We start from the raw sequence: 20976 nt of genomic DNA, 5'->3' as shown, positions 1-20976 counted from the left end.
GCCTCTAGTGTCGGCCAACGACCCGAAAGCAGTTCTGGGGAAGTGTGGAGCGGTTTTCCCGGGAAAAAGCGCATAGCGCTTTCCCTTGGGAATTGCGTCAAACCAAAGAGTAAGAGCAGTTCGCCTTCTCCGTGAAACGGTGAACTGGTCTAGCAAAGGCCACGCGATGAACACCACGCCTGTCAATCCCGAAAGCCTCCACCATCATGTCAGGCGCATGGTTGGGCGCGATCCGCATGAGGTGCATCGCGTCGCGACGCCGCTGGAGCTTCTGTTCGACCTGACCTTCGTGACGGCGTTCAGCTTTGCCTCGTCGCAACTCGCCCATGCATTGGCCGAAGGCCATTACCCGGCCGCCCTGCTCGGCTTCGCTTTCGCCAGCTTCGCCATTTGCTGGGCCTGGATCAATTTCTCCTGGTTCTCTTCTGCCTACGACACCGACGATTGGATTTTCCGCCTCGTCACTATGGTGCAGATGATCGGCGTGTTGGTGCTGGCGATCGGCCTGCCACGCATGTTCGCCTCCATTGAGCACGGCGAGCACCTCAACAATTCGGTGATGGTGCTGGGCTATGTCATCATGCGGGTGGCGATGATCTTCCAGTGGCTGCGTGCTGCCCGGCAGGACCCCGTCCGGCGCCGTGCCTGCCTGACCTACGCCGCGGCAATCGCGGTCGCCCAGATCGGCTGGGTGGTGCAGATCGTCGTCGATTTTCCGGTCGGCACCAGCATCATCCTCGCAGTCATTCTCGGGCTGATAGAACTGGCAGGACCGGTGATTGCCGAAAGCAGGGATGGCGGCACGCCCTGGCATGCGCACCACATGGCCGAACGTTACAGCCTGTTTGCCATCATCGCTTTGGGTGAGGGGGTCGTCGGCACCCTCGCCACCTTGTCCGCCGTGGTCGAGGAGCAGGGCTGGACCATGGATGCGGCGTTGGTCTGCATCGCCGGCACCGGGCTCACCTTCGGCATGTGGTGGGTCTACTATATGCTGCCGTCAGCGCCGGTCCTTCATGCCCACCGAAATCGCGCATTCGTTTGGGGCTACGGGCAAATGGTGATCGTCGCGGCAATCGTCGCCACCGGTGCCGGGCTGCATGTCGCGGCCTATTTCCTTGAGCACAAGGCGCATATCGGCCCACTTGCGACACTGCTTGCGACAGCTGTTCCCGTCGCTGTGTTCCTGGCGGCGATCTATGCGCTCTACACCTATCTTGTTCAGCACTTCGACCCGTTCCACATCTGGCTGCTGGTCGCGACCGCAGCGGTCGTGGCGCTTGCCGTTCTTGCAGCGCTTGCGGGCGTCGACATGGCGATCTGCCTGATCATCTTGATGCTGGCGCCAGCAGTTAACGTTGTCGGCTACGAAATGCTCGGGCACCGCCACCAGGCGGAAGCGCTCGCCGGCGACGAGCACTCGACACGCCACGGTGCTGCCCCGCTAACTCACGAATAGTGTCGGCGGACTGACCAGCAGACGCTACCCGCCAGGCATTCGCTCGACCGCCTGCAAGGACGGATCCATCTTGTCCCAGGCATGGCCGTGGCTCGTGTAGGTCACCATCTGCGGGCTGAACTGTTCCGGATCGTCGAGGCTGGCCGCGTGGACCACTATCAGCTCGGGCATGGCGACGGGTATCAGAAAGACCGGCGTTCCGCAGGTTGGACAGAAGGTGTGGATTTTTTCATTGCCGCTGGCGCCCGCCACGCGCCAAGTGCTCACCTCCCCGGTGATGGCCATATCGGCGCGCTGGCCGAAGGTCAGGTAGGATCCGTGGCCGGTGCCTGAGCGCTTCTGGCAATCGCTGCACTGGCAGTGGTTCTGGAAGATCGGCTCGTCGTTGGTTTCGTAACGGATCGCGCCGCATGCGCAGCCGCCGGTATAGCGCTTGGTCATCGTTATTCTCCCGCGGCGATCAGGGCTGATTTCGGCTTGGCGAAAATGTCGATGCCGCTGCCGGTTTCGAGAAAGGATTTCAGGCTCGACAGCACCGCCGGCCAGCCCTGGCTGACGCCTTTCGCCATGCCGCTGCCGGCTTCGAGTTCGTCATGGCTGACGGTCAGCCGCACCATGGTGTCGTATTCCTCGATGGCGAACGTCACCCGGCTGGTTTTTGACGGATCGTGCGCCTGCGAAGCGTTCGCCCAGGTGATGACGAGGCGGGTCGGCGGCGAAATCTCGACGACCTTGCCAACGAGTTCGACGGTCCGTTCGTCATTGGCGCGGATGTGCTCCCATTTCGAACCCGGCGTCCATTTGGAGACGTTCTCGTGGCCCCAGTAGCGCTTCGCGATCTCGGGCTTGATTATGGCCTCGAACACCTTCTGCGGCGTCGAGCGGATATAAGTCACGTAGACAAAGCTGGTCGTTTCCCTGGTCATTGGTCTTCTCCTTCGAGTTCTTGCTTCAGGTCGTGCAGCAGGCTGAGCCGCTGCCGTTCGAATTTCCGTACCCAGCGCTCGTAGACTTCGTGCAGCGGCACGGGATTGATGAAATGCAACTTTTCGCGGCCGCGCTTGACCGTGCTCACCAGATTGGCCGCCTCCAGCAGGTCGAGGTGCTGGGTGGCGGATTGCCTGGCCATGTCCAGGTTTTCGCAAAGCTGACTGAGCGTCTGCCCGTTCTGCTCGCACAGAAGGTCAAGCAGCCTTCTGCGTGTCGGGTCGCCCAGCGCTTTGAAAACCTTGTCGGCGTCCATCTGCCTCACTCTGTTGTAAGGCATAATATGCAGGTAAATACCTGCATGTCAATCGGCCATCCGACCCGCGTTGAATGACCGCTCGTCGGCACGGCTCCGCACCCGGCAACTGCGCCAGGCAGATCACCGTGAAATCGCGGAGCAAAGATATGGAAGATGAGCCTGCGGGCTTCAAACGCCGCCGGGCTTTATCCGATTTTGAGCATGATCTCCGGCGAAAACCGGAATGACTTCTTCGGAACTATGCTTGCAAGGACCTCAGGCGCCTTCCACCAGAACGATCTCGCCGTCGGCGACCTTCTGACGGATGGCGGCGGCGCGCTGGTATTCCGGCGAGTGGTAGCAATCATGCGCCGCGGCGAGCGATTCGAACTCGATGATGACGTTGCGTGCGCGGCCGGGACCTTCGGCCTTTTCATGCTCGCCGCCGCGCGCCAGGAATTTTGCGCCGAAGCGCTCGAAGGCAGGCTTGGCGGCGGCGACGTAGTCCTTGTAGCCTTCCGCGTCGCGCACATCGACACGAGCGATCCAATATCCCTTGGGCATTTTCTTGGTCTCCGAACTTGTTCCTGGAAATCTCAGGCCGAGCGCATCTCGTCGAGGATGGCTTCGGCCGCTTCCCGTTTGTTGGCCGCAGCCACGATCGGACGGCCGACGACGAGGTGGCTGGCGCCGTTGCGGATTGCCTGGCCCGGCGTCACCACGCGCTTCTGGTCGCCATGATCGCTGCCCGCCGGCCGGATGCCGGGCGTCACCACCGCCATGTCGGGTCCGACGATCCGGCGCACCGCCTCGGCCTCCGCGGCCGAGCAGACGATGCCGCCCATGCCGGCATGCAGCGCCTGTTCCGAACGCCGCAACACCAGCGTATGCGGGTCGTACTCATAGCCGACGTCGATCATGTCCTGCTCGTCCATCGACGTCAGCACACTGACGGCAAGCAGGCAAAGCTCGCTGCCTCTGGCCGCCTCTACGGCGGCCTGCATAGCCTTCGGATAGGCGTGGATGGTCAGCATGGTCATGCCCATCTTGGCGATGTTCTCGACGCCCTTGGCCACCGTGTGGTCGATGTCAAGCAGCTTCATATCGAGGAAGACCTTGGTGCCGCCGCTGGCCAGTTCTCTGGCGAAGTCGAGCCCGCCGGCGAAGGCAAGCTGGTAGCCGATCTTGTAGAAGGAGACGATGCCGTCGAGCTCGCGTACCGCCTCCTCGGCATCCCTCACGGTCGGCACGTCGAGGCCGACGATCAGTCTTTCCTGCATGGATTGGGCCTGCATGGTTCGCATCGTGTCGGCGATCACGCCTCGATCCGGGTGGACAGCATGCGCGAGGTTTCGATCAGCGTGCGGCATAGATGCTCCATCGATTTGTGCAGTCTTTCGTCACGGAAATTGCCGTCTTCGTCGAAGGCGTCGCCGCCCTCGGGCACCGAGCATTCCGGCGTCACCACCTCCATCTGGCAACGCACCAGAACGGCGCGCAGATGGTTGATGCAGCGGATGCCGGCAAAGTGGCCGCTGGAGGACGAGCAGAGGCCGGCGACCTTGCCGGCCAGCGGCCTGACCGGCCGGCCGCCATCCCTGCGCACCCGGCTCACCCAGTCGATCGTGTTCTTGAGCAGCGGCGGAATGGAGCCGTTATATTCGGGCGTGGCGATCAGCAGCCCGTCATGGGCGATCACCAGACGCCCGAGTTTCTGGGCGTTTTCTGGAACGCCTTTTTCCTTTTCCAGGTCCTCGTCCATGATCGGCAGGGGGTAGTCGGCAAGCGAGATACGGGTCACCTCGGCGCCTTGCATGGCAAGTTCCTTCTGCGCCACGTCGGCAGTCCTGCCGCTATAGGCGCCGCCGCGCACCGAGCCGGCGAAGACGAGGATTTTCGGGATCACTGCCATTGGCCACCCTTGTTCCCGGACAGGTACAGCCAAGGACCGAGCAAATCAACGCCAACTTCGTCATCCCCGGGCGAAGCAGGAGCGAAGCTCCGTCGCGGAGACCCTGGGATCCATTCCGTGACCTTGACCGTAGAGTGCAGCGGAACAGAATTCTGCACCGTGGCGCGCACTCGGAAGTCGCGGCATGGATCCTCGGGTCTGCGCCGCGTCGCTGCGCTCCTTGCTCCGCCCGTGGATGACGAAGCGATGGATGTTTACGCCAAATGCCAAGGTATGCGGCGACCACTGGCGAGGCGCTGAGCGGTTCTGCGCTGAGAAACTAATGCGCCTCGCGCCGATAGATCCACAGCTGCGTCGGCGGGATGTTGCGGAGGATGAAATCGAAATGCTTGACCGTATAATTGCCACGGCCGGGTGGGATCGGCGACATCGGGCCATAGGTCAGCTGCACGATCGGCCGTCCGGCCGGGATGCGGTCGAGCAGGCTCTCGATATAGGCAATGCGCTGGGCGACCGGGAAGTTGAGCAGCGGCACGCCGGAAACGACGGAATCGAAGATCATCCCGCTCTTGTCGCCAAGCGTGGCGTTGAGGTTGAAGGCGTCGCCCTCGATGACGTTGACGCCGGGATAGAGTCGTCGCAAATGGCGCACGAAATCCGTGGAATATTCGACGGCGTAGAGGTTTTCGGGCCGTACGCCCTGGGCGAGGATGGCGCGGGTGATGACGCCGGTGCCGGGACCGACCTCGAGCACCGGCAGGCCGGATTTAGGATCGACGATCGAGGCCATCTTGCGCGCGGTGATTGAACTGGTCGGCACGATCGAGCCAACCGTCTTCGGCTTGTCGATCCAGCCCTTGAAGAATTTGAGTTCGTCGTCGAACTTTTCGACAAGCGCCTTCCGCAGTCCAGGGCCACGTGTCATGCAAGCTCTCCTCAGCGCTCCCCGCAAAGTTACTTAGCACCTGAGCGGTGCTAGGCAAGGCGCGGCCGGACGCATGTCGTGGATAAGATAATTTTCGTCGCGTCTCAAGGGGTGACGCGATTCAAGGATTTACGCGTTGCAATCGGCTTAGGCTGGCCAAAATGCATCAACGTTCGCCGAAGGACTCGAAAAAATCCTTCATGCGGGCGAAAAAGCCGCTCGATTGAGGCGAATTGTCCTGCGAGGAGAGCTGTTCGAACTCCTCCAGCAGTTCGCGCTGGCGGCGGGTCAGGTTCTGCGGCGTCTCGACAGCGGTCTGGATGTAGAGGTCGCCGATATTGGGCTGGCGCAGCACAGGCATGCCCTTGCCCTTGAGGCGGAACTGGCGCCCGTTCTGCGTGCCTTCGGTCACCTTGACCTTGGTCTGCGTGCCGTCCAGCGTCGTCACCTCGAAGGAGCCGCCAAGGGCGGCCGTGGTCATCGAGATCGGCACCTTGCAATAGAGATCGGCGCCGTCGCGCTGGAAGAACTCGTGCGGTTTGACCGCCAGGAAAATGTAGAGGTCGCCCGAGGGCCCGCCGCGCAGGCCGGCTTCGCCCTCATTGGCAAGGCGGATGCGGGTGCCGTCCTCGATGCCGGCCGGGATGTTGACCGACAGCGAGCGCTCCTCGGTGACGCGGCCCTGGCCGGCGCATTTCGGGCACGGATCCTTGATCGTCTGGCCGCGCCCCTGGCATTGCGGGCAGGTCCGTTCGATCGAGAAGAAGCCTTGCGTGGCGCGCACCTTGCCGTGGCCGTTGCACATCGAGCAGGTGACGGGCTGGGTACCGGGCTTGGCGCCGCTGCCCGAACATTCAGAGCACGATATCGACGCCGGCACGCGGATTTGCGCGGTCTTGCCGGCAAAAGCCTCTTCCAGGGTGATTTCCATGTTGTAGCGCAGGTCGGCGCCGCGCTCGCGGCCGCCCGACGAGCGGCGCTGGCGCCCGCCCATCATGTCGCCGAAAATATCCTCGAAGATGTCGGCGAAACCGCCGGCGCCGAAACCTTGCGCGCCGCCATTCATGCCGCCCTGTTCGAAGGCGGCGTGGCCGAAGCGGTCATAGGCCGCGCGCTTCTGCGGGTCTTTCAGCGTCTCGTAGGCTTCGTTGATTTCCTTGAACTTGTGCTCGCAGGAATGATCGCCGGGGTTGCGGTCGGGATGGAACTGCATGGCGAGCTTGCGGAAAGCGCTCTTGAGCTCCTTCTCGTCGGCGCCTTTTTGGACGCCCAGCGTCTCGTAGAAATCAGCTTTCATTTTTTCCCGCTGTCCGGATGCTCAACGTCTTGAAGCATTGTTGCGTCTCTTGCCGGCACTGACGCTTCGATTTAGGTGCGATGGAAGGGGGATGCCAGTGTCGACGCGGCTTTGCCTGCATTTTTTCAGCAAGGCCCGCTGTTTTTCTGCAAGAGGTTGCAAAAAAGCCCGGCCTTCGCCGGGCTTTTCGCTTTATCTTGCCGTCAAACGGTTCAGGCCGACTTCTTCTTGTCGTCGTCCTCGTCGATTTCCTCGAAATCTGCGTCGACAACGTCACTGTCCTTGGCGGCGTCCGCCTTGGCGTCGGCTTCCGCCGCTTCCTTCTGCGAAGCCTCGTACATGGCCTGGCCAAGCTTCATCGAAGCCTCGGCAAGCGCCTGGCTCTTGGCTTCGATGTCGGCCGGGTCGTCGCCTTCGGTCGCGGTCTTCAGCGCTGCGATCGCGTCGGAGATCGCCGTGCGCTCGCCTTCCGAAACCTTGTCGCCATATTCCTTCAGCGACTTCTCAGAGGAATGCAGCAGCGCTTCGGCCTGGTTGCGGGCCTCGACCAGCGCACGCCGCTTCTTGTCGGTCTCGGCATTGGCCTCGGCGTCCTTGACCATCTTCTCGATGTCGGCGTCCGAAAGGCCGCCCGATGCCTGGATGCGGATCTGGTGCTCCTTGCCGGTGCCCTTGTCCTTGGCCGAAACGTTGACGATGCCGTTGGCGTCGATGTCGAAGGTGACCTCGATCTGCGGCACGCCGCGCGGCGCCGGCGGAATGCCGACCAGGTCGAACTGGCCGAGCGCCTTGTTGTCGGCGGCCATTTCACGCTCACCCTGGAAGACCCGGATGGTCACGGCCGACTGTGAGTCCTCGGCCGTCGAGAACACCTGGCTCTTCTTGGTCGGGATCGTCGTGTTGCGTTCGATCAGGCGGGTGAACACGCCACCCAGCGTCTCGATGCCGAGCGACAGCGGCGTCACGTCGAGCAACAGCACGTCCTTGACGTCGCCCTGCAGCACGCCGGCCTGGATGGCGGCGCCGAGAGCGACGACTTCATCCGGATTGACGCCCTTGTGCGGCTCCTTGCCGAAGAACTGCTTCACGATTTCCTGGATCTTGGGCATGCGGGTCATGCCGCCGACCAGGACGACTTCGTCGATCTCGCCCGCCTTCAGGCCGGCATCCTTCAACGCCGCCTTGCAAGGGGCAATCGTGCGCTGGACGAGGTCGTCGACCAACTGCTCGAACTTGGCACGCGTCAGCTTCAGCGTCAGGTGCTTCGGCCCGGTCGCGTCGGCGGTGATGAAGGGCAGGTTGATTTCGGTCTGGGTGGTCGACGACAGCTCGATCTTGGCCTTTTCAGCCGCCTCCTTGAGGCGCTGCAGGGCAAGCTTGTCGTTCTTCAGGTCGATGCCCTGTTCCTTCTTGAACTCGGCCGCCAGATATTCGACCAGGCGCATGTCGAAATCCTCGCCGCCGAGGAAGGTGTCGCCATTGGTCGACTTGACCTCGAACACGCCGTCGCCGATTTCGAGCACCGAAATGTCGAACGTGCCGCCGCCAAGGTCATAGACGGCAATGGTCTTGCCTTCCTTCTTGTCGAGGCCATAGGCAAGCGCTGCCGCGGTCGGCTCGTTGATGATGCGCAGCACTTCAAGGCCGGCGATCTTGCCGGCGTCCTTGGTTGCCTGGCGCTGGGCGTCGTTGAAATAGGCCGGAACGGTGATGACCGCCTTCTCGACCTTCTCGCCGAGATAGGCCTCCGCCGTCTCCTTCATCTTCTGCAGGATCATGGCCGAAATCTGCGAGGGCGACTGCTTCCTGCCGCCGGCTTCGACCCAGGCATCGCCATTGTCGCCCTTGACGATCTTGTAAGGGACAAGCTTCTTGTCCTTCTCCGTCACCGGATCGTCATAGCGGCGGCCGATCAGGCGCTTGACCGCGAAGATGGTGTTTTCAGGATTGGTGACCGCCTGGCGCTTGGCCGGCTGGCCGACGAGACGTTCGTCGTCGCCCGAGATGGCGACGATGGAAGGCGTCGTGCGCGCGCCTTCCGCATTCTCGATCACCTTCGGCTCCTTGCCATCCATGATGGCGATACAGGAGTTGGTGGTGCCGAGATCGATACCGATTACTTTTGCCATTTTTCTAGTCTCTCCGCTAAGCAGGCTCTCAGGACCCGTACAGGCGTTCCGACGAAAGCCCCTGTTCACAAGAAATCCCGTTCCGGCAACCGGCATTCCGGCGCCGAACGGCTTGGCGCGTATATAAGAACAGGCAGCATCGCGCGCAAGCATTCTGCGCAAGGCTTCCATGAACCTTTCCACCTCCGCCTGCGACTGATGTCCAGGTGCCGCATGGTGCGGCCCGGAAAGGAAGCCCCCATGACCAATAACCCAGAGACTCCGCGGTCTCCGGGAACAACAGGAGCTCGGCGCGACCACCGCCTTCGGGACGAGGTCGATGCGCTGGGCTTTCCGTTGATTCCGTTGACCCTACGGAAGAGCAGGCGTATCGTGATTTCGAGGAAAGCAGACAATTCGATCAGGGAAGAACGAGCCGGACCGCCGCGCCTTGCCCTGGTTTGCGCGGCCAGACCCGACGTTCTCCCGTCGACTACGGGGGGTAGTGTCATGTCTCGCATCCGCGGCTCGTTCGTGTCGTCTCTTGATGGCGGCTTGCGCCGCGCTGTGCATCCAGGCGCATTGCTGGCGCTGGCACTCGGCTTGTGGCTGGGCGCCGCCCAGGCGCAGGAAACCCGGATCATCTATCCCGGTTCGATGGCGGTGACCGGATTCTCCGGCACCATCATTCCCAATTTCGACCCCCCTGATTCCGAAAAAGGGGGCTTGCCGCCCGGCGTCGATCCGGTCGACGAAACCTTCATCGACACCACGCGCGCTACCTTGCGCGTGTTCGACGTCTCACGTCTGGGTGGGCCAGCCTCCGGTCAACTGGTCAACACCCCGCCGCCCTTCGAGGTGACGGCGGAGCAGGTCGGCCAGGTGTTCGGCGTCACCTACGATGACGGCGTGCGCGACGGCGTTCCATCGGGCATTCCCAATCTCTATGCCGGCGCCACCTCGCTGCACGGCATCCGTATCGTAACCCCGGACGCCGACGATGACGGCCGTCCCGAGCGGCAGCGCCGCGGCGCTGCCGGCGCCACCTTCATGGATGGCCAGTTCGGCACCGAAAACGGCGGCGGGCCGGGCACCGTCTGGAAGATCGACGGCATCACCGGCCAGGTCTCCAAATTCGCCGACATCGACACCAACAGCGGTCCCGGCATCGGCAATCTCACTTTCGACGCCACTCACCGCGAGTTCTTTGCCTCCGATCTCGACACCGGCCTGATCCATCGCATCGACGCCGACGGCAGGCTGATCGACAGCTTCGATCACGGCGTTGCCGGCCGTCCCGCGCATGGACTGGCTCCAGTCGCCGACGACGGGTCGGTGATGGACATAAAGGGCGCGGCCTTCGACAGCGAAGACCCCGACAGCTGGGGCTACACGCAGGACGAGCGGCGCGTCTGGGGCGTCTCCTACCATGGCGGCCGGCTCTACTACTCGGTCGGCGAAAAGTCGGAAATCTGGTCGGTGGGCATTGCCCGCGATGGCAGTTTTGCCGGCGACCCGCGCTGGGAACTGACGGTCAAGGCCGACAAGGACTACGCCGTCACCGACATCGCCTTCGACAATAGCGGCTTCATGTACCTGGCCCAGCGCGGCCCAGTCGAGAACCGCTACGATTACAGCCAGTTCGCCGATTCCGGCAAAGGCGAGGTCATCCGCTACTTCAGAGAGAACCCGGACGATCCGGAAACGGAATCGGTCTGGGTCGAAGTGCCGCAGGAATATGCGGTCGGTTTCCCGCAGGGCAACCGGCAGGCCGCCGGCGGTCTCGACCTGCAATATGGTTATGATGCCGACGGCAATCTCGACACATCGGTCTGCACGCAGACGCTGGTCAAGTCAGGCGACAAGCTGCGCGACAATCCTTCACTCGCCGAACAGCTCGCCGCCGGCGGGCCACTGGCCGTGCATGGCGTGCAGATCACGCCGAAAGAGCTGGTCAAGCCGGCCAACGTGCCGCCCTTCGGCTCCTGGTTCGTCGATTTCGACGGTTATTTTGAAGACCCGGAGGTCGAGGGCCATGTCGGCGACGTTGCCGTCTGGCGCCCTTGCGAAGGCCGCGCCGGCTATTACGAGGAAATCCCGGGCGGCTACCTGCCCCCCTTCTACCCGCCGGATTTCCCACCACCCGGCAACCTGCCCCCGTGCATCGATGTCGAGGATATCAGGTATTACTGTACGCCTCGTGGCCTCCAGGCCGATCTCTATCTCCATGACCATGCCGGCTTCGGCGGCGATTCGATCAAGGCCCAACCTTCGAATGAGACAAAGTCCAGGACGCCAGGCGTCGGGGTGACATCATCCCAGTCGCATGCGCCCGGCAAGCCTTACACGATCGACATCACCGGCCATTATCCGGGCGACAGAGTGGATGTTGGACTTTGCTTCTACAGGAAGTCCGACAAGGACAAGGGTGGCTACTACCCTTGCTGCAAGATGATCTTGCCGCTCCGAACCCCAGCCGTCAGCTGCGAACGTTGAGGAGGGGAAGATGAAAAATCTCGCACTCTCCCCGCTCGCAACCAACACTCAAGAAACCGTCATGGAGACGATCATGAAACCCCTGTCATACGCCAGGCGCGGCGCGCGCTGGCTGATGGCGGCCGGTATCGCGGTCGCCATGTTCACCCCTGTGGCAAGCCACGCGGAAGACGCCGCCCCGATCACCCCGGAACTGAGGCTCGATCTCGACAATTCGAAGATCGTCAATCCGAGGCCGGAGCGGGCGGTGCCCTTCTTCACCAAGAAAGGCACCCAGCGGAGCTGCGACTATGTCGTCTATTCCCTGAGCTTTGGCCTGCGCGGCGATGCGCAAGCCTTCGCCGACCTGACAGCCTTGCTGAAAACGCTCAAGATCGAGTTCAAGGACCAGCTTCCACACGGCCTTTCGATCGTCAGCGCGAATGTGTCGGGCGACGGCACGGACGCTTCGGGCGGACCATTGCCCGGCGTTTCGATCAGCACCTCGGCCGGTCCGAACGATACGGCAACGGTGTCCGATTTCCGGCTCTCCGCCGCCGATCTCGACGGCGCCGGTGCCGCCAATGAACGCGTCATCAACTTCCAGATCACGGCCAAGATCGACCATGCGGCGTTTCCTTCGCCGACCGTGATCGACAACCAGGGTGTGATCAAGGTCAGCAACGGAGCCGGCCCCGGGACCATCATCCCGTCGCAGGATCCGGGCAAGCCCGACGATGGCGACTACAAGACCGGGGCCAAGACCTCGATCAAGATCGACCTCACCAACTGTGATAAGCGGCCACCACCTCCCGACCAGGAATGCTTCAAGGTGGAACGCGGCACGGTGGACTGCGTGCCCGGCGGCGGCGCCTTCATCTACCACATGCCGGTCGGCCCGGAGATGGGCGGCAAATGGGTGCAGGTGTCGACGGCCACATCAGGCGTCACCATCATCCCTGACACCCAACTGGTGCCGGCGGGCGGCGGTGTGCTCAACTGGAAGATCGTCGGCGCATCGCCCGGCGACGTCATCCACCTCATCGTCACCGGCATCGAAACCTATGCCGGTCCGAAGGAAGGCTGGGGCCTTTGCTGCACGCAGACGATCGACATCGTCATCCCGCGTGACCAGAGATGCCCGCCCAAGGACAAGGAGCCGGACCTCAAGGTCGAGAAACGCGCCGACGTGACGCGTTGCACGATGGGTGGCGGCTGCGACTTCACCATCAGGGTCATCAATGTCGGCACCGGCGCCTACCACGGCAAGATCGTGCTCGACGAGGTGACGCTGCCGGCCGGATCGACGCTCGATTCAGGACCCAATCCGCCCTGGGTCTGCGCACCCGGCGCCACCCCGATGATTTGCACCCATCCGGTGACCACGCTCAATCCGGGGGCCTCCGTCGACCTCAAGCTCGGCTTCAAGCCGGCCGGGGGCTGGCAAGGCAGCGCGCTGCGTAACTGCGCCACCTACAATTATGGCGCCAGCGGCAAGCCGCTTTTCGGCAGCCAGTCGAACGATCGCGGCTGTGCCTCGATCCCGATCTGCCGGCGTGGCGACCGTGACCGCGACTGCCGGCCGCCGGTCGAGAAGAAGGTCGACCTGATCCTGAAGAAGCGTGCCCGCGTCCCGGTCTGCACGGCCGACGGCATCTGCCACTTCGTGATCGACATCATCAACAACGGCACATCGACCTATAACGGGCCGCTGACGGTGATCGACAGCTACCCGGCCGGCGCGCCAGCCTCCTCGACCTTCGGCCCAAGCCCGCCATGGACCTGCGTACCGACCGGTCCCGGCCTGTTCCGTTGCGACCATGCGGGCATCTCTCTCGCGCCTGGCGCCTCGACACCGATCGTCGTCAAGGCGGTCATGCCGGCCGGCTATCAGTCGGACACTGTCGAGAATTGCGCGACGGTGAAGCCCATCCCCGGCGAAAATGACCTCACCAACAACAAGGCCTGCGCCAAGGAACGCTTCCGTCATCCCAATGGCGGCAAGCCGACCCTGCGCATCACCAAAGTCTGCAACGGCTCGCTCGCCGGTGCCGCGCTCGTCTCTTGCCGCATCACCGTCATCAGCCTTGGCACCGCTGCCCCCACCGGTCCGGTGCGGGTCAACGATGCCGCCACGCTGGTGGCCGGCGGCGCGCCCGTCCAGATCCAGACCGTCACCCCTGACGGCGCTGAGTGGGCGTGCGGACCGGTTCCGGCCAACGCGCTGTCGTGCCAGATTCCCGGTGCCGTCATGACACCTGGAACCAGCCGCCACTTCGACGTGACGGTCTCGGCCAATGGCGCGTTCGAAAACTGCGCGCGCGGCTCCTATGGGCCGGCGCCGGGCGACGACGTCGTCTATCCCTTTGGCCAGGCCTGCGCCAAGGGCGGCGGTTCTTCGACTATCCGTGTCGAAAAGACCGGCGACCGCGAATGCAAGCTCGGCCAACCCTGCACGTTCGAGATCACCATCACCAATGATGGGACGACCCCGTTCTCGGGTCCGGTCCGCATCGGTGATGCGATCGGCGTCGAGGGTCTTGGCAGGCTGGAAGGCGTCGAAATCACTTCGATCCAACCTCCCTTCGGCTGCTCGCCGGAACCGGCGACCCTGCCGCTGTCCTGCATTGCCAACCTGACGCTCGGCGCCGGAGAAAGCCGGGTGCACCATGTCACCGTGGTTATTCCCGACGACGGCCGCCTGGCCAATCTGCAGGGCAATGTCAGCGGCCGGAACTGCGTCGGCGTGCTCTCCCCCGACACGCGGGTGCAAGGCGGCGGTGACGTGCTTGGCGGCGACCAGGCCAATGTGCAGGGCGATCGCGGCAAGGCCTATGCCTGCCATCCCTTCACCATCAGCCAGGAGACGAAGAAGCAATGCTCGGCAGGCTTCGTCCTGAACGATGCCGGCCGCTGCGTTTGCCCCGAAGGCACCACCTACCGCAACGGCCAGTGCTCGCCGGGCGGTGGTATCGTGCCGAAGCCGGAGCAGCCGAAGCGCTGTGTGCTGCTCGAAGGCCAGATCCGCACCGAGGACGGACGCTGCGTCTGCCCACGCGGAACCGGGCTCGAGAATGGCAGATGTGTCAGGACCGACAAGCCCGAGCAGTGCACCATCCGTGGCCAGGTCCACAATGCGGATGGCGATTGCGTCTGCCCCAGAGGAACCGAGATCAGGGGCAATGCCTGCCGCCCGATCCAGCCAAAGCCTGAGCAGTGCACGATCCGTGGTCAGGTCCACGACGCGGATGGAGACTGCGTCTGCCCGAGAGGGACCGAGGTGCGCAATGGCGCCTGCCGCCCGATCCGGCCGAAGCCTGAGCAGTGCACCATCCGTGGTCAGGTCCACGACGCCAACGGCAATTGTGTCTGCCCGAGGGGTACCGAGGTGCGGGGCAATGCCTGCCGGCGCAAGCAGCCGACACAGGAGCAATGCGACATACGCGGCCAGGTCCACAACAAGCGTGGCGAGTGTGTCTGTCCGCGTGGGACGCAGGTGATCAACGGCGCATGCCGCAAGCCCAGGCAGGACGTGGAATGCGCACCGGGCTCGCAGATGATCAACGGCCAATGCCAGCCGATCATCAGGCGGCGCTGCCCGGAAGGCACGATCGGACGCTATCCGAACTGCCGGCCGATCCGCGGACAACCGTCGCTGGAACTCAATCCCGGCCTGCTGTTGCAGCAGGTACTGCCACGGCGCAGGCCGCAGGTCGAACAGCAGCAGGATCCGGTTCCAGACAGGATACTGAAGCTCCAGCAGCAATAACCACCTGCTCGCCGCCAGACCAGAAACCCGCCGGAGCAATTCGGCGGGTTTTCTTCGTAGCAGTGGAGGCAAGCGGAGTTGGCCGCACCATGATCGCGGATACCGGCACGTGACCCCAGCCTGCGCGGTGACCGCGCCAGCACCCTCGACAAGTCGGCTGGAGCGCATTAGGCAGTCGATAGGGTGGCCGCATGAAAAGGGCGCTCGGAAAGGCCGCACCCATGAGCAGAAAGACCCTGATTGCACCATCGGTGCTGGCGTCGGATTTTTCCAAACTCGGCGATGAGGTCGAAGCGGTGGCGGCGGCCGGCGCCGACTGGATCCATCTCGATGTGATGGACGGGCATTTCGTGCCCAACATCACCTTTGGCCCACCGGTGATCAAGGCGATCCGCAACCGCACCAAGGCCTTCTTCGACTGCCATCTGATGATTGCCCCGGCCGACCCCTATCTGGCCGCTTTCGCCGAGGCCGGCTGCGACGGTTTGACCGTCCATGCCGAGGCCGGCCCGCACCTTGACCGCTCGCTGCAGACCATCAGGAACCTTGGCAAGAAGGCCGGTGTGTCGCTCAATCCGGCGACGCCGGAAAGCGTGGTCGAATATGTGCTCGACCGGCTCGACCTGATCCTGATCATGACCGTCAATCCGGGCTTCGGCGGCCAGGCCTTCATCCCGGCGATCGTCGACAAGGTGAAGCGGGTCAAGGCCCTGATCGGCGGCCGGCCGATCCGCATCGAGATCGACGGCGGTGTTTCAGCCGAAACCGCGCCGCTGGTCACCGCTGCCGGCGCCGACGTGCTGGTGGCGGGCGCCGCCATCTTCAAAGGCGGCAGCGTCGAGGCTTACCGTCAGAACATCCAGGCGATCAGGACGGCAGCCGACAACGCAGCCGGCTAACCAGCGCTGTTCCCGCGGTCAGCCCCGCATGCCGGCTGAGGTTCCGGTGCCGGGCGGGGCTTGTGGAAATCTGATGCGCAACGGCGTCGGGCTGAGCGGTTGCCTGATTCGGTCTCAAGATCCCCTGGTCTATGCCCAAAGCAGACAGTTGATCCCGCGCGCATACAAAAGAACAGAAAGACAGATTCTCCTGCGTGCATACAAAACATGTTAAGTTTCCACAGGTTGTGAAAATGCACGGAATTACAGCATTGAGCTCCAGATCCCGCATATTCCTTCGTGCTAAAGTACAATAACGTGATCTTCTGCTTGAGCAGGCGAATGCTCGCGCTGTATGGTACAAGTACGAGAATGCGAAAGCTTTCGGACTCGAATCGCCCAAGGCAAGTCTTGGGACAAGGAGTCGCTATGACATACGGAGCTGCCAATCTGAACGACGACGCTGCTGGACCGAAGAGTACGCTTGCCACTACGGTCTATCAGCAATTGCGTGACGACCTTCTCGGTGGTGTTCTTGAAGCCGAGAGCAAGCTGCGGGTCGAGTGGGTGGTCTCCAAATATGGAGCCGGCGCTTCCCCGGTCCGCGAGGCCCTCAATCGCCTGGCATCGGAAGGGCTTCTCGGCCGCCACGACCAGCGTGGTTTCTTCATCATGCCGGTCAGTGCGTCGGAACTCGAAGAGTTGACGCGCACACGCTGCTGGCTCGAGGAGCGGGCACTTCGCGAATCCATTGCCCACCGCACCGCTGAATGGGAAGAGCAACTTGTTCTGGCGCTGCATCGCCTTGGGCGCGCGTCGCGTTTCTCGCCGCAAAACCTCGCCTCGATCAACCCGGATTGGGAGCGGCTGCATCGCATCTTCCACAGGGTGCTGATTTCGGCCTGCCGGTCGCAATGGCTGGNGGGGTTTTGCGACCAGCTCTCCGATCACGCCTACCGCTACCGGCAAATGGCCAATGATGGCGAAGGCGTCCAGCGCGACGATTTCGGCGAGCATCGCCTGATCGCGGAATGTGCCTTGGACGGCAATGCCGACGGTGCCGTCGAGGCACTGCTCAACCACTACCGGTTGACTGCCGCCATGTGCATGAAGCGCTTCGAGCAGGATGACGAAACGAAGGAACTCGCCGGCAAACACGCTCGGCGATAGCAGCCGTTTCCCGGCGGGTCTCGTGCGCTCGTTTCTTGCCTGCAACCTGCGTCGAGCGCGGCTGGCATGAACCGCTGTCGGCGGACTTGACGACGCGGCCAAGAACCGCGAACTCTCGCCGCCGAGGCATGCCGCGACAGGCGCATGCTCAGCGCCGCCGCACCCAGGGAAGTCTTCATGAGCAATCATCTGTTCGATGCGTTCCGGTCCCCGATGCCGGCGCCAGCGCGCTTGCTGATGGAAACCGATGATGGCCGCTCGCTCACCTATGGCGATATGCTGGCCCGCTCGGCGCAGCTTGCGCATGCGCTCTTGCAACTGGATGTCGAACCCGGTGACCGCGTTGCCGTGCAGGTCGAGAAGAGTCCGGAAGCGGTCATGCTCTATCTCGCCTGCCTGCGAGCCGGCGCCGTCTTCCTGCCGCTCAACACCGCCTACACGCTGGCCGAGCTGGAGTATTTCTTCGGCGACGCGGAACCACGCCTGGTCGTCTGCGATCCGGCAAGAGCGGTCGACATCGGCGCGCTGGCGGAAAAGACCGGCGCCGTCACCGTCACGCTCGGCCGCGACGGCCGGGGATCGCTGACCGACCAGGCCTCGCGATTGCCGACGGATTTTCATGACGTGGCGCGCGGGTCGGATGACCTCGCGGCAATCCTCTACACGTCGGGAACCACCGGCCGTTCGAAAGGCGCCATGCTCAGCCACGAGAACCTTGCTTCGAACGCGCGCGTGCTGGTCGAGCACTGGCGTTTCACCGGAGACGACGTGCTGATCCACGCATTGCCGATCTTCCACACGCACGGCCTGTTCGTCGCCACCAACGTCGTCCTGATGGCCGGCGCCTCGATGCTGTTCGAGCAGAAGTTCGATCCGGCCCGCATCGTCTCGCTGCTGCCGCGCGCCACGGCCCTGATGGGCGTGCCGACCTTCTACGTGCGCCTGCTGCAGCAGGATGGGCTGGACCATGAGGCGGCGAAAAACATCCGTGTGTTCATTTCCGGGTCGGCGCCGCTGCTGGCCGAGACGCACAAGGCCTGGCGCGAGCGCACCGGCCACGCGATCCTCGAACGCTACGGCATGACCGAGACCAACATGAACACCTCGAACCCCTATGAGGGCGAGCGGCGCGCCGGTACCGTCGGTTTCCCCTTGCCCGGCGTCACGCTTCGCATCGCCGATCCAGACAGCGGCGCAGCGCTTGCGCAAAGCGAGGTCGGCATGATCGAGGTGAAGGGCCCAAACGTCTTCGGCGGCTATTGGCGCATGCCGGAGAAGACCAAGGCGGAATTCCGCGCCGACGGTTTTTTCATCACCGGCGATCTCGGTATGATCGACGCCGACGGCTACGTCCACATCGTCGGCCGCGGCAAGGACCTGATCATATCAGGCGGCTACAACATCTATCCGAAGGAACTCGAAAGCGAGATCGACGCGCTCGACGGGGTTAGCGAAAGCGCCGTCATCGGCGTTGCCCATCCGGATTTCGGCGAAGGCGTCACCGCTGTCGTCGTGCGTGCGCCGTCATCGCGGATCACCGGTGCCGAAATTCTCGGCGCCATCGCCGGGCGGGTGGCGAAATACAAGCACCCGAAGCGGGTGATCTTCGTCGATGAACTGCCGCGCAACACCATGGGCAAAGTACAGAAGAACCTGCTGCGCGACACCTACAAGGACATATACGCACCATAGTTGGGGCAGGGGCGCCTTACTCCTTGCGCGGCCTTTCGGCCCGGCTGCCGGAACCCCACAAGGCACGCTTCAGCAGGTTGCGCTTGCGTGGGGCGAGGTTGATGTCGCTGACAAGCTTGGCGCCGCCCTCGCGCCGTTCCAGGGTGATCTTGCGGCTGTGGAAGGCTTCCAGCTCGGCCCGGTGCGCCACACTGATGATGGTGACATCAGGCAATTCGCGGATCACCGTCGCCATCATGGTGTCCTGGCTCTTCTCGTCGAGCGCCGAGGTTGCTTCATCCAGCACGACGATATCGGGGCGGTGCAGCAGCAGGCGCGCGAAGGCGAGACGCTGCTTTTCGCCGCCCGACAGCGTCTGGTCCCATGGCGCTTCTTCCTTGATCCTTTCGACAAGGTAGGCGAGGCCGACCTTGTCGAGGGCGGCCTTGATCTGTTTGATCGTCCACTTGTCCGCCGCCGCGGGATAGGCGACCGCGCGGCGAAGCGTGCCCGAAGGGATGTAGGGGCGTTGCGGCAGCATGAACAGTCGCCTGTCGGCGTGGAAATTGACGCTGCCGCCGCCCCACGGCCACAGGCCCGCGACGGCCCGCACCAGCGTCGACTTGCCCGAGCCGGATTCGCCGGCCACCAGCACCCGCTCACCGGGTTCGATCGCAACCTCGGTCTCCTTGACCACGGCGGTGCCGTCGTCGAGCGTCACGGAGAGATCGTCGAGGCTGAGCATGGCACCGTCGTCGGTTTCGCCGTGCTGGATGCGTCCAAGCGCATCGCTCTGCTCCGCACGCTCGAGCCCGTCGAGCGACATCATCAGCGAAGCTACGCGCCGCGCGGAGGCGTTCCAGTCGGCAAGACGCGGGTAGTTGTCGACCAGCCACCCGAATGCGCCTTGCACGATGCCAAAGGCGGACGCTGCCTGCATCACCTCGCCAAGCGTCATTGAGCCTTCGAGGAATTTTGGCGCGCACAGCAGGATTGGCACGACCGGCGCAAACAGGCTCGATCCCTGCGACACCGCCGCCGTGCGCATGTGCTGGCCCGTCAGCAGCGCCCATTGCCTCAGCACATGGCCGAAATTCCTGTCGATGCCGCTGCGCTCCTCTTCCTCCCCGCCCAGCAAGGCGATGCTCTCGCCGTTTTCGCGCACGCGCGTCAGCGTGTAGCGCAGTTCGGCCTCCGCCTGGTTCTTCCGCTCGGAGAGCTGGACGAAATTGCGGCCGATGACCACCATCGCGGTCGAGGTGATGGCGGCATAGATCATCGCGGTGATGACCAGGAAGCCGGGAATGGTGATGCTCTCGCCGCCGATCGGCAAAGTGAGCGCGCCGCCGATGGTCCACAGCACGACGATGAAGGTCGAGGCAGACAGGAACGCGTTGAGGACGCCGGCGATGAAATCGACCGGCGACTCGGTGGCGATGCGCAGATCCTCGGTCATGCGGGCCTCGGGGTTCTGGTGGTCGCCGCCGACGAGATTCAGTTGGTAGTAGCGGCCGCCTGCCAGCCAGCGCGCGATGACCGCGGTGGTCAGCCAGGAACGCCAGCGGCGCTGGATCGTCATGCGCAGGTAGACCTGCGCGACGACAAGGCTGCCGCTGCAGATTACCAGCGGCACGAAGACGGCGCTGAGGAAATAGACGCTGCGGGCGTTGCGCTGCTCGAGGGCATCGAACATCGAACGGTTCCAGACATTGATGCCATACTGGAAGCCGATATTGATGCAGATCAGCAGCAGCACCCCGATCGTCAATGGCCAGGCGAGCCGGTCGCCGCGCCGGCTCCAGTAACCGCGCGCGCTGATCCAGAAACGCCGCAGCAGATATTTCTTGCGCTCCTGCTCGGCCCCTTCGGGCGTCAGTTGCGGATCGGGCTCGACAGCATCCGGTGGTGGCCCCGGCTGGCCGTCGACCTCCGGGGCAGCTTCGGCACTCGACAGCTTTTTTTCGCGCAGCTCCTCGTGGCGTGGCCTTTGGTCACGCGGCGCTTTCTGTGGCGGCTTCAAGGCACCGCGCGGTTTGATGCCGTCGGCCTGTTTCAATTTGGGTTTCGCCTCGGACATACGCTCCGAC

General features: G+C 63.5%; 16 protein-coding genes. 6 read left to right on the top strand and 10 right to left on the bottom strand.

Going from position 1 to position 20976, the window contains the following annotated elements; all coding sequences use genetic code 11:
• Positions 1 to 166: 166 nt before the first annotated feature.
• Positions 167 to 1459: a low temperature requirement protein A gene (locus tag MESCI2_RS01000000135940; protein ID WP_197031615.1), complete on the top strand. Its 1293-nt coding sequence runs from the start codon at positions 167 to 169 to the stop codon at positions 1457 to 1459.
• A 24-nt stretch (positions 1460 to 1483) separates the two neighbouring features.
• On the opposite strand, the gene MESCI2_RS0132875 is transcribed toward MESCI2_RS01000000135940, so the two are convergent.
• The 9 genes from MESCI2_RS0132875 to dnaK all read right to left on the bottom strand — a co-directional run bounded on the left by MESCI2_RS0132875 (position 1484) and on the right by dnaK (position 8947).
• A complete protein-coding gene (locus MESCI2_RS0132875; protein WP_027040206.1) occupies positions 1484 to 1900 on the bottom strand; it encodes a GFA family protein in 417 nt (138 codons plus the stop codon).
• Positions 1901 to 1902: 2 nt separating this feature from the next.
• Positions 1903 to 2385 (bottom strand): SRPBCC family protein, encoded by a 483-nt coding sequence (locus MESCI2_RS0132870; protein WP_027040205.1) that lies wholly within the window; start codon positions 2383 to 2385, stop codon positions 1903 to 1905.
• Complete coding sequence (locus tag MESCI2_RS0132865; RefSeq protein ID WP_027040204.1) at positions 2382 to 2702, bottom strand: ArsR/SmtB family transcription factor; 321 nt, start codon at positions 2700 to 2702, stop codon at positions 2382 to 2384. Before MESCI2_RS0132865 ends, MESCI2_RS0132870 begins: the two co-directional genes overlap by 4 nt.
• 258 nt (positions 2703 to 2960) lie before the next feature.
• On the bottom strand, positions 2961 to 3248 hold the full coding sequence (locus tag MESCI2_RS0132860) for a DUF1330 domain-containing protein (RefSeq protein ID WP_013528591.1): 288 nt from the start codon (positions 3246 to 3248) through the stop codon (positions 2961 to 2963).
• A gap of 32 nt (positions 3249 to 3280) precedes the next feature.
• Positions 3281 to 3988, bottom strand: coding sequence for an orotidine-5'-phosphate decarboxylase (gene pyrF / locus MESCI2_RS0132855; protein WP_032901517.1), 708 nt, complete (start codon positions 3986 to 3988; stop codon positions 3281 to 3283).
• 11 nt (positions 3989 to 3999) lie between these two features.
• Positions 4000 to 4596, bottom strand: coding sequence for an NADPH-dependent FMN reductase (locus MESCI2_RS0132850; protein WP_027040202.1), 597 nt, complete (start codon positions 4594 to 4596; stop codon positions 4000 to 4002).
• A gap of 319 nt (positions 4597 to 4915) precedes the next feature.
• Entirely contained in the window at positions 4916 to 5521 is a 606-nt protein-coding gene (gene pmtA / locus MESCI2_RS0132845) for a phospholipid N-methyltransferase PmtA (protein ID WP_027040201.1), read from the bottom strand.
• A 166-nt stretch (positions 5522 to 5687) separates the two neighbouring features.
• Complete coding sequence (gene dnaJ / locus MESCI2_RS0132840) at positions 5688 to 6818, bottom strand: molecular chaperone DnaJ (protein WP_023810873.1); 1131 nt, start codon at positions 6816 to 6818, stop codon at positions 5688 to 5690.
• 212 nt (positions 6819 to 7030) lie between these two features.
• Positions 7031 to 8947: a molecular chaperone DnaK gene (gene dnaK / locus MESCI2_RS0132835; RefSeq protein WP_023810872.1), complete on the bottom strand. Its 1917-nt coding sequence runs from the start codon at positions 8945 to 8947 to the stop codon at positions 7031 to 7033.
• Positions 8948 to 9436: 489 nt separating this feature from the next.
• Here dnaK and MESCI2_RS0132830 point away from each other — a divergent pair, with 489 nt between their 5' ends.
• From MESCI2_RS0132830 to MESCI2_RS0132810, 5 genes are all read left to right on the top strand, one after another.
• Positions 9437 to 11422 carry a hypothetical protein gene (locus MESCI2_RS0132830; RefSeq protein ID WP_081738960.1) on the top strand — a complete coding sequence of 662 codons (1986 nt, stop codon included), beginning with the start codon at positions 9437 to 9439 and terminating at the stop codon, positions 11420 to 11422.
• Positions 11423 to 11432: 10 nt separating this feature from the next.
• Positions 11433 to 15170, top strand: a complete 3738-nt coding sequence (locus MESCI2_RS0132825; protein WP_027040199.1) for a DUF11 domain-containing protein — start codon at positions 11433 to 11435, stop codon at positions 15168 to 15170.
• Positions 15171 to 15391: 221 nt separating this feature from the next.
• A complete protein-coding gene (gene rpe / locus MESCI2_RS0132820; protein WP_027040198.1) occupies positions 15392 to 16069 on the top strand; it encodes a ribulose-phosphate 3-epimerase in 678 nt (225 codons plus the stop codon).
• Positions 16070 to 16477: 408 nt separating this feature from the next.
• Positions 16478 to 17218 carry a GntR family transcriptional regulator gene (locus tag MESCI2_RS0132815; protein WP_027040197.1) on the top strand — a complete coding sequence of 247 codons (741 nt, stop codon included), beginning with the start codon at positions 16478 to 16480 and terminating at the stop codon, positions 17216 to 17218.
• Positions 17219 to 17395: 177 nt separating this feature from the next.
• The gene (locus tag MESCI2_RS0132810) at positions 17396 to 18910 is read left to right on the top strand and encodes a malonate--CoA ligase (protein WP_027040196.1); all 1515 of its coding nucleotides are present in this window, start codon (positions 17396 to 17398) and stop codon (positions 18908 to 18910) included.
• A gap of 16 nt (positions 18911 to 18926) precedes the next feature.
• On the opposite strand, the gene MESCI2_RS0132805 is transcribed toward MESCI2_RS0132810, so the two are convergent.
• Positions 18927 to 20966: an ABC transporter ATP-binding protein/permease gene (locus tag MESCI2_RS0132805; RefSeq protein ID WP_027040195.1), complete on the bottom strand. Its 2040-nt coding sequence runs from the start codon at positions 20964 to 20966 to the stop codon at positions 18927 to 18929.
• Positions 20967 to 20976: the final 10 nt, after the last annotated feature.

This window comes from Mesorhizobium ciceri WSM4083, assembly GCF_000519305.1.
Lineage (GTDB): Bacteria > Pseudomonadota > Alphaproteobacteria > Rhizobiales > Rhizobiaceae > Mesorhizobium > Mesorhizobium ciceri_B.
This window is presented reverse-complemented; position numbering and strand designations above follow the sequence as displayed.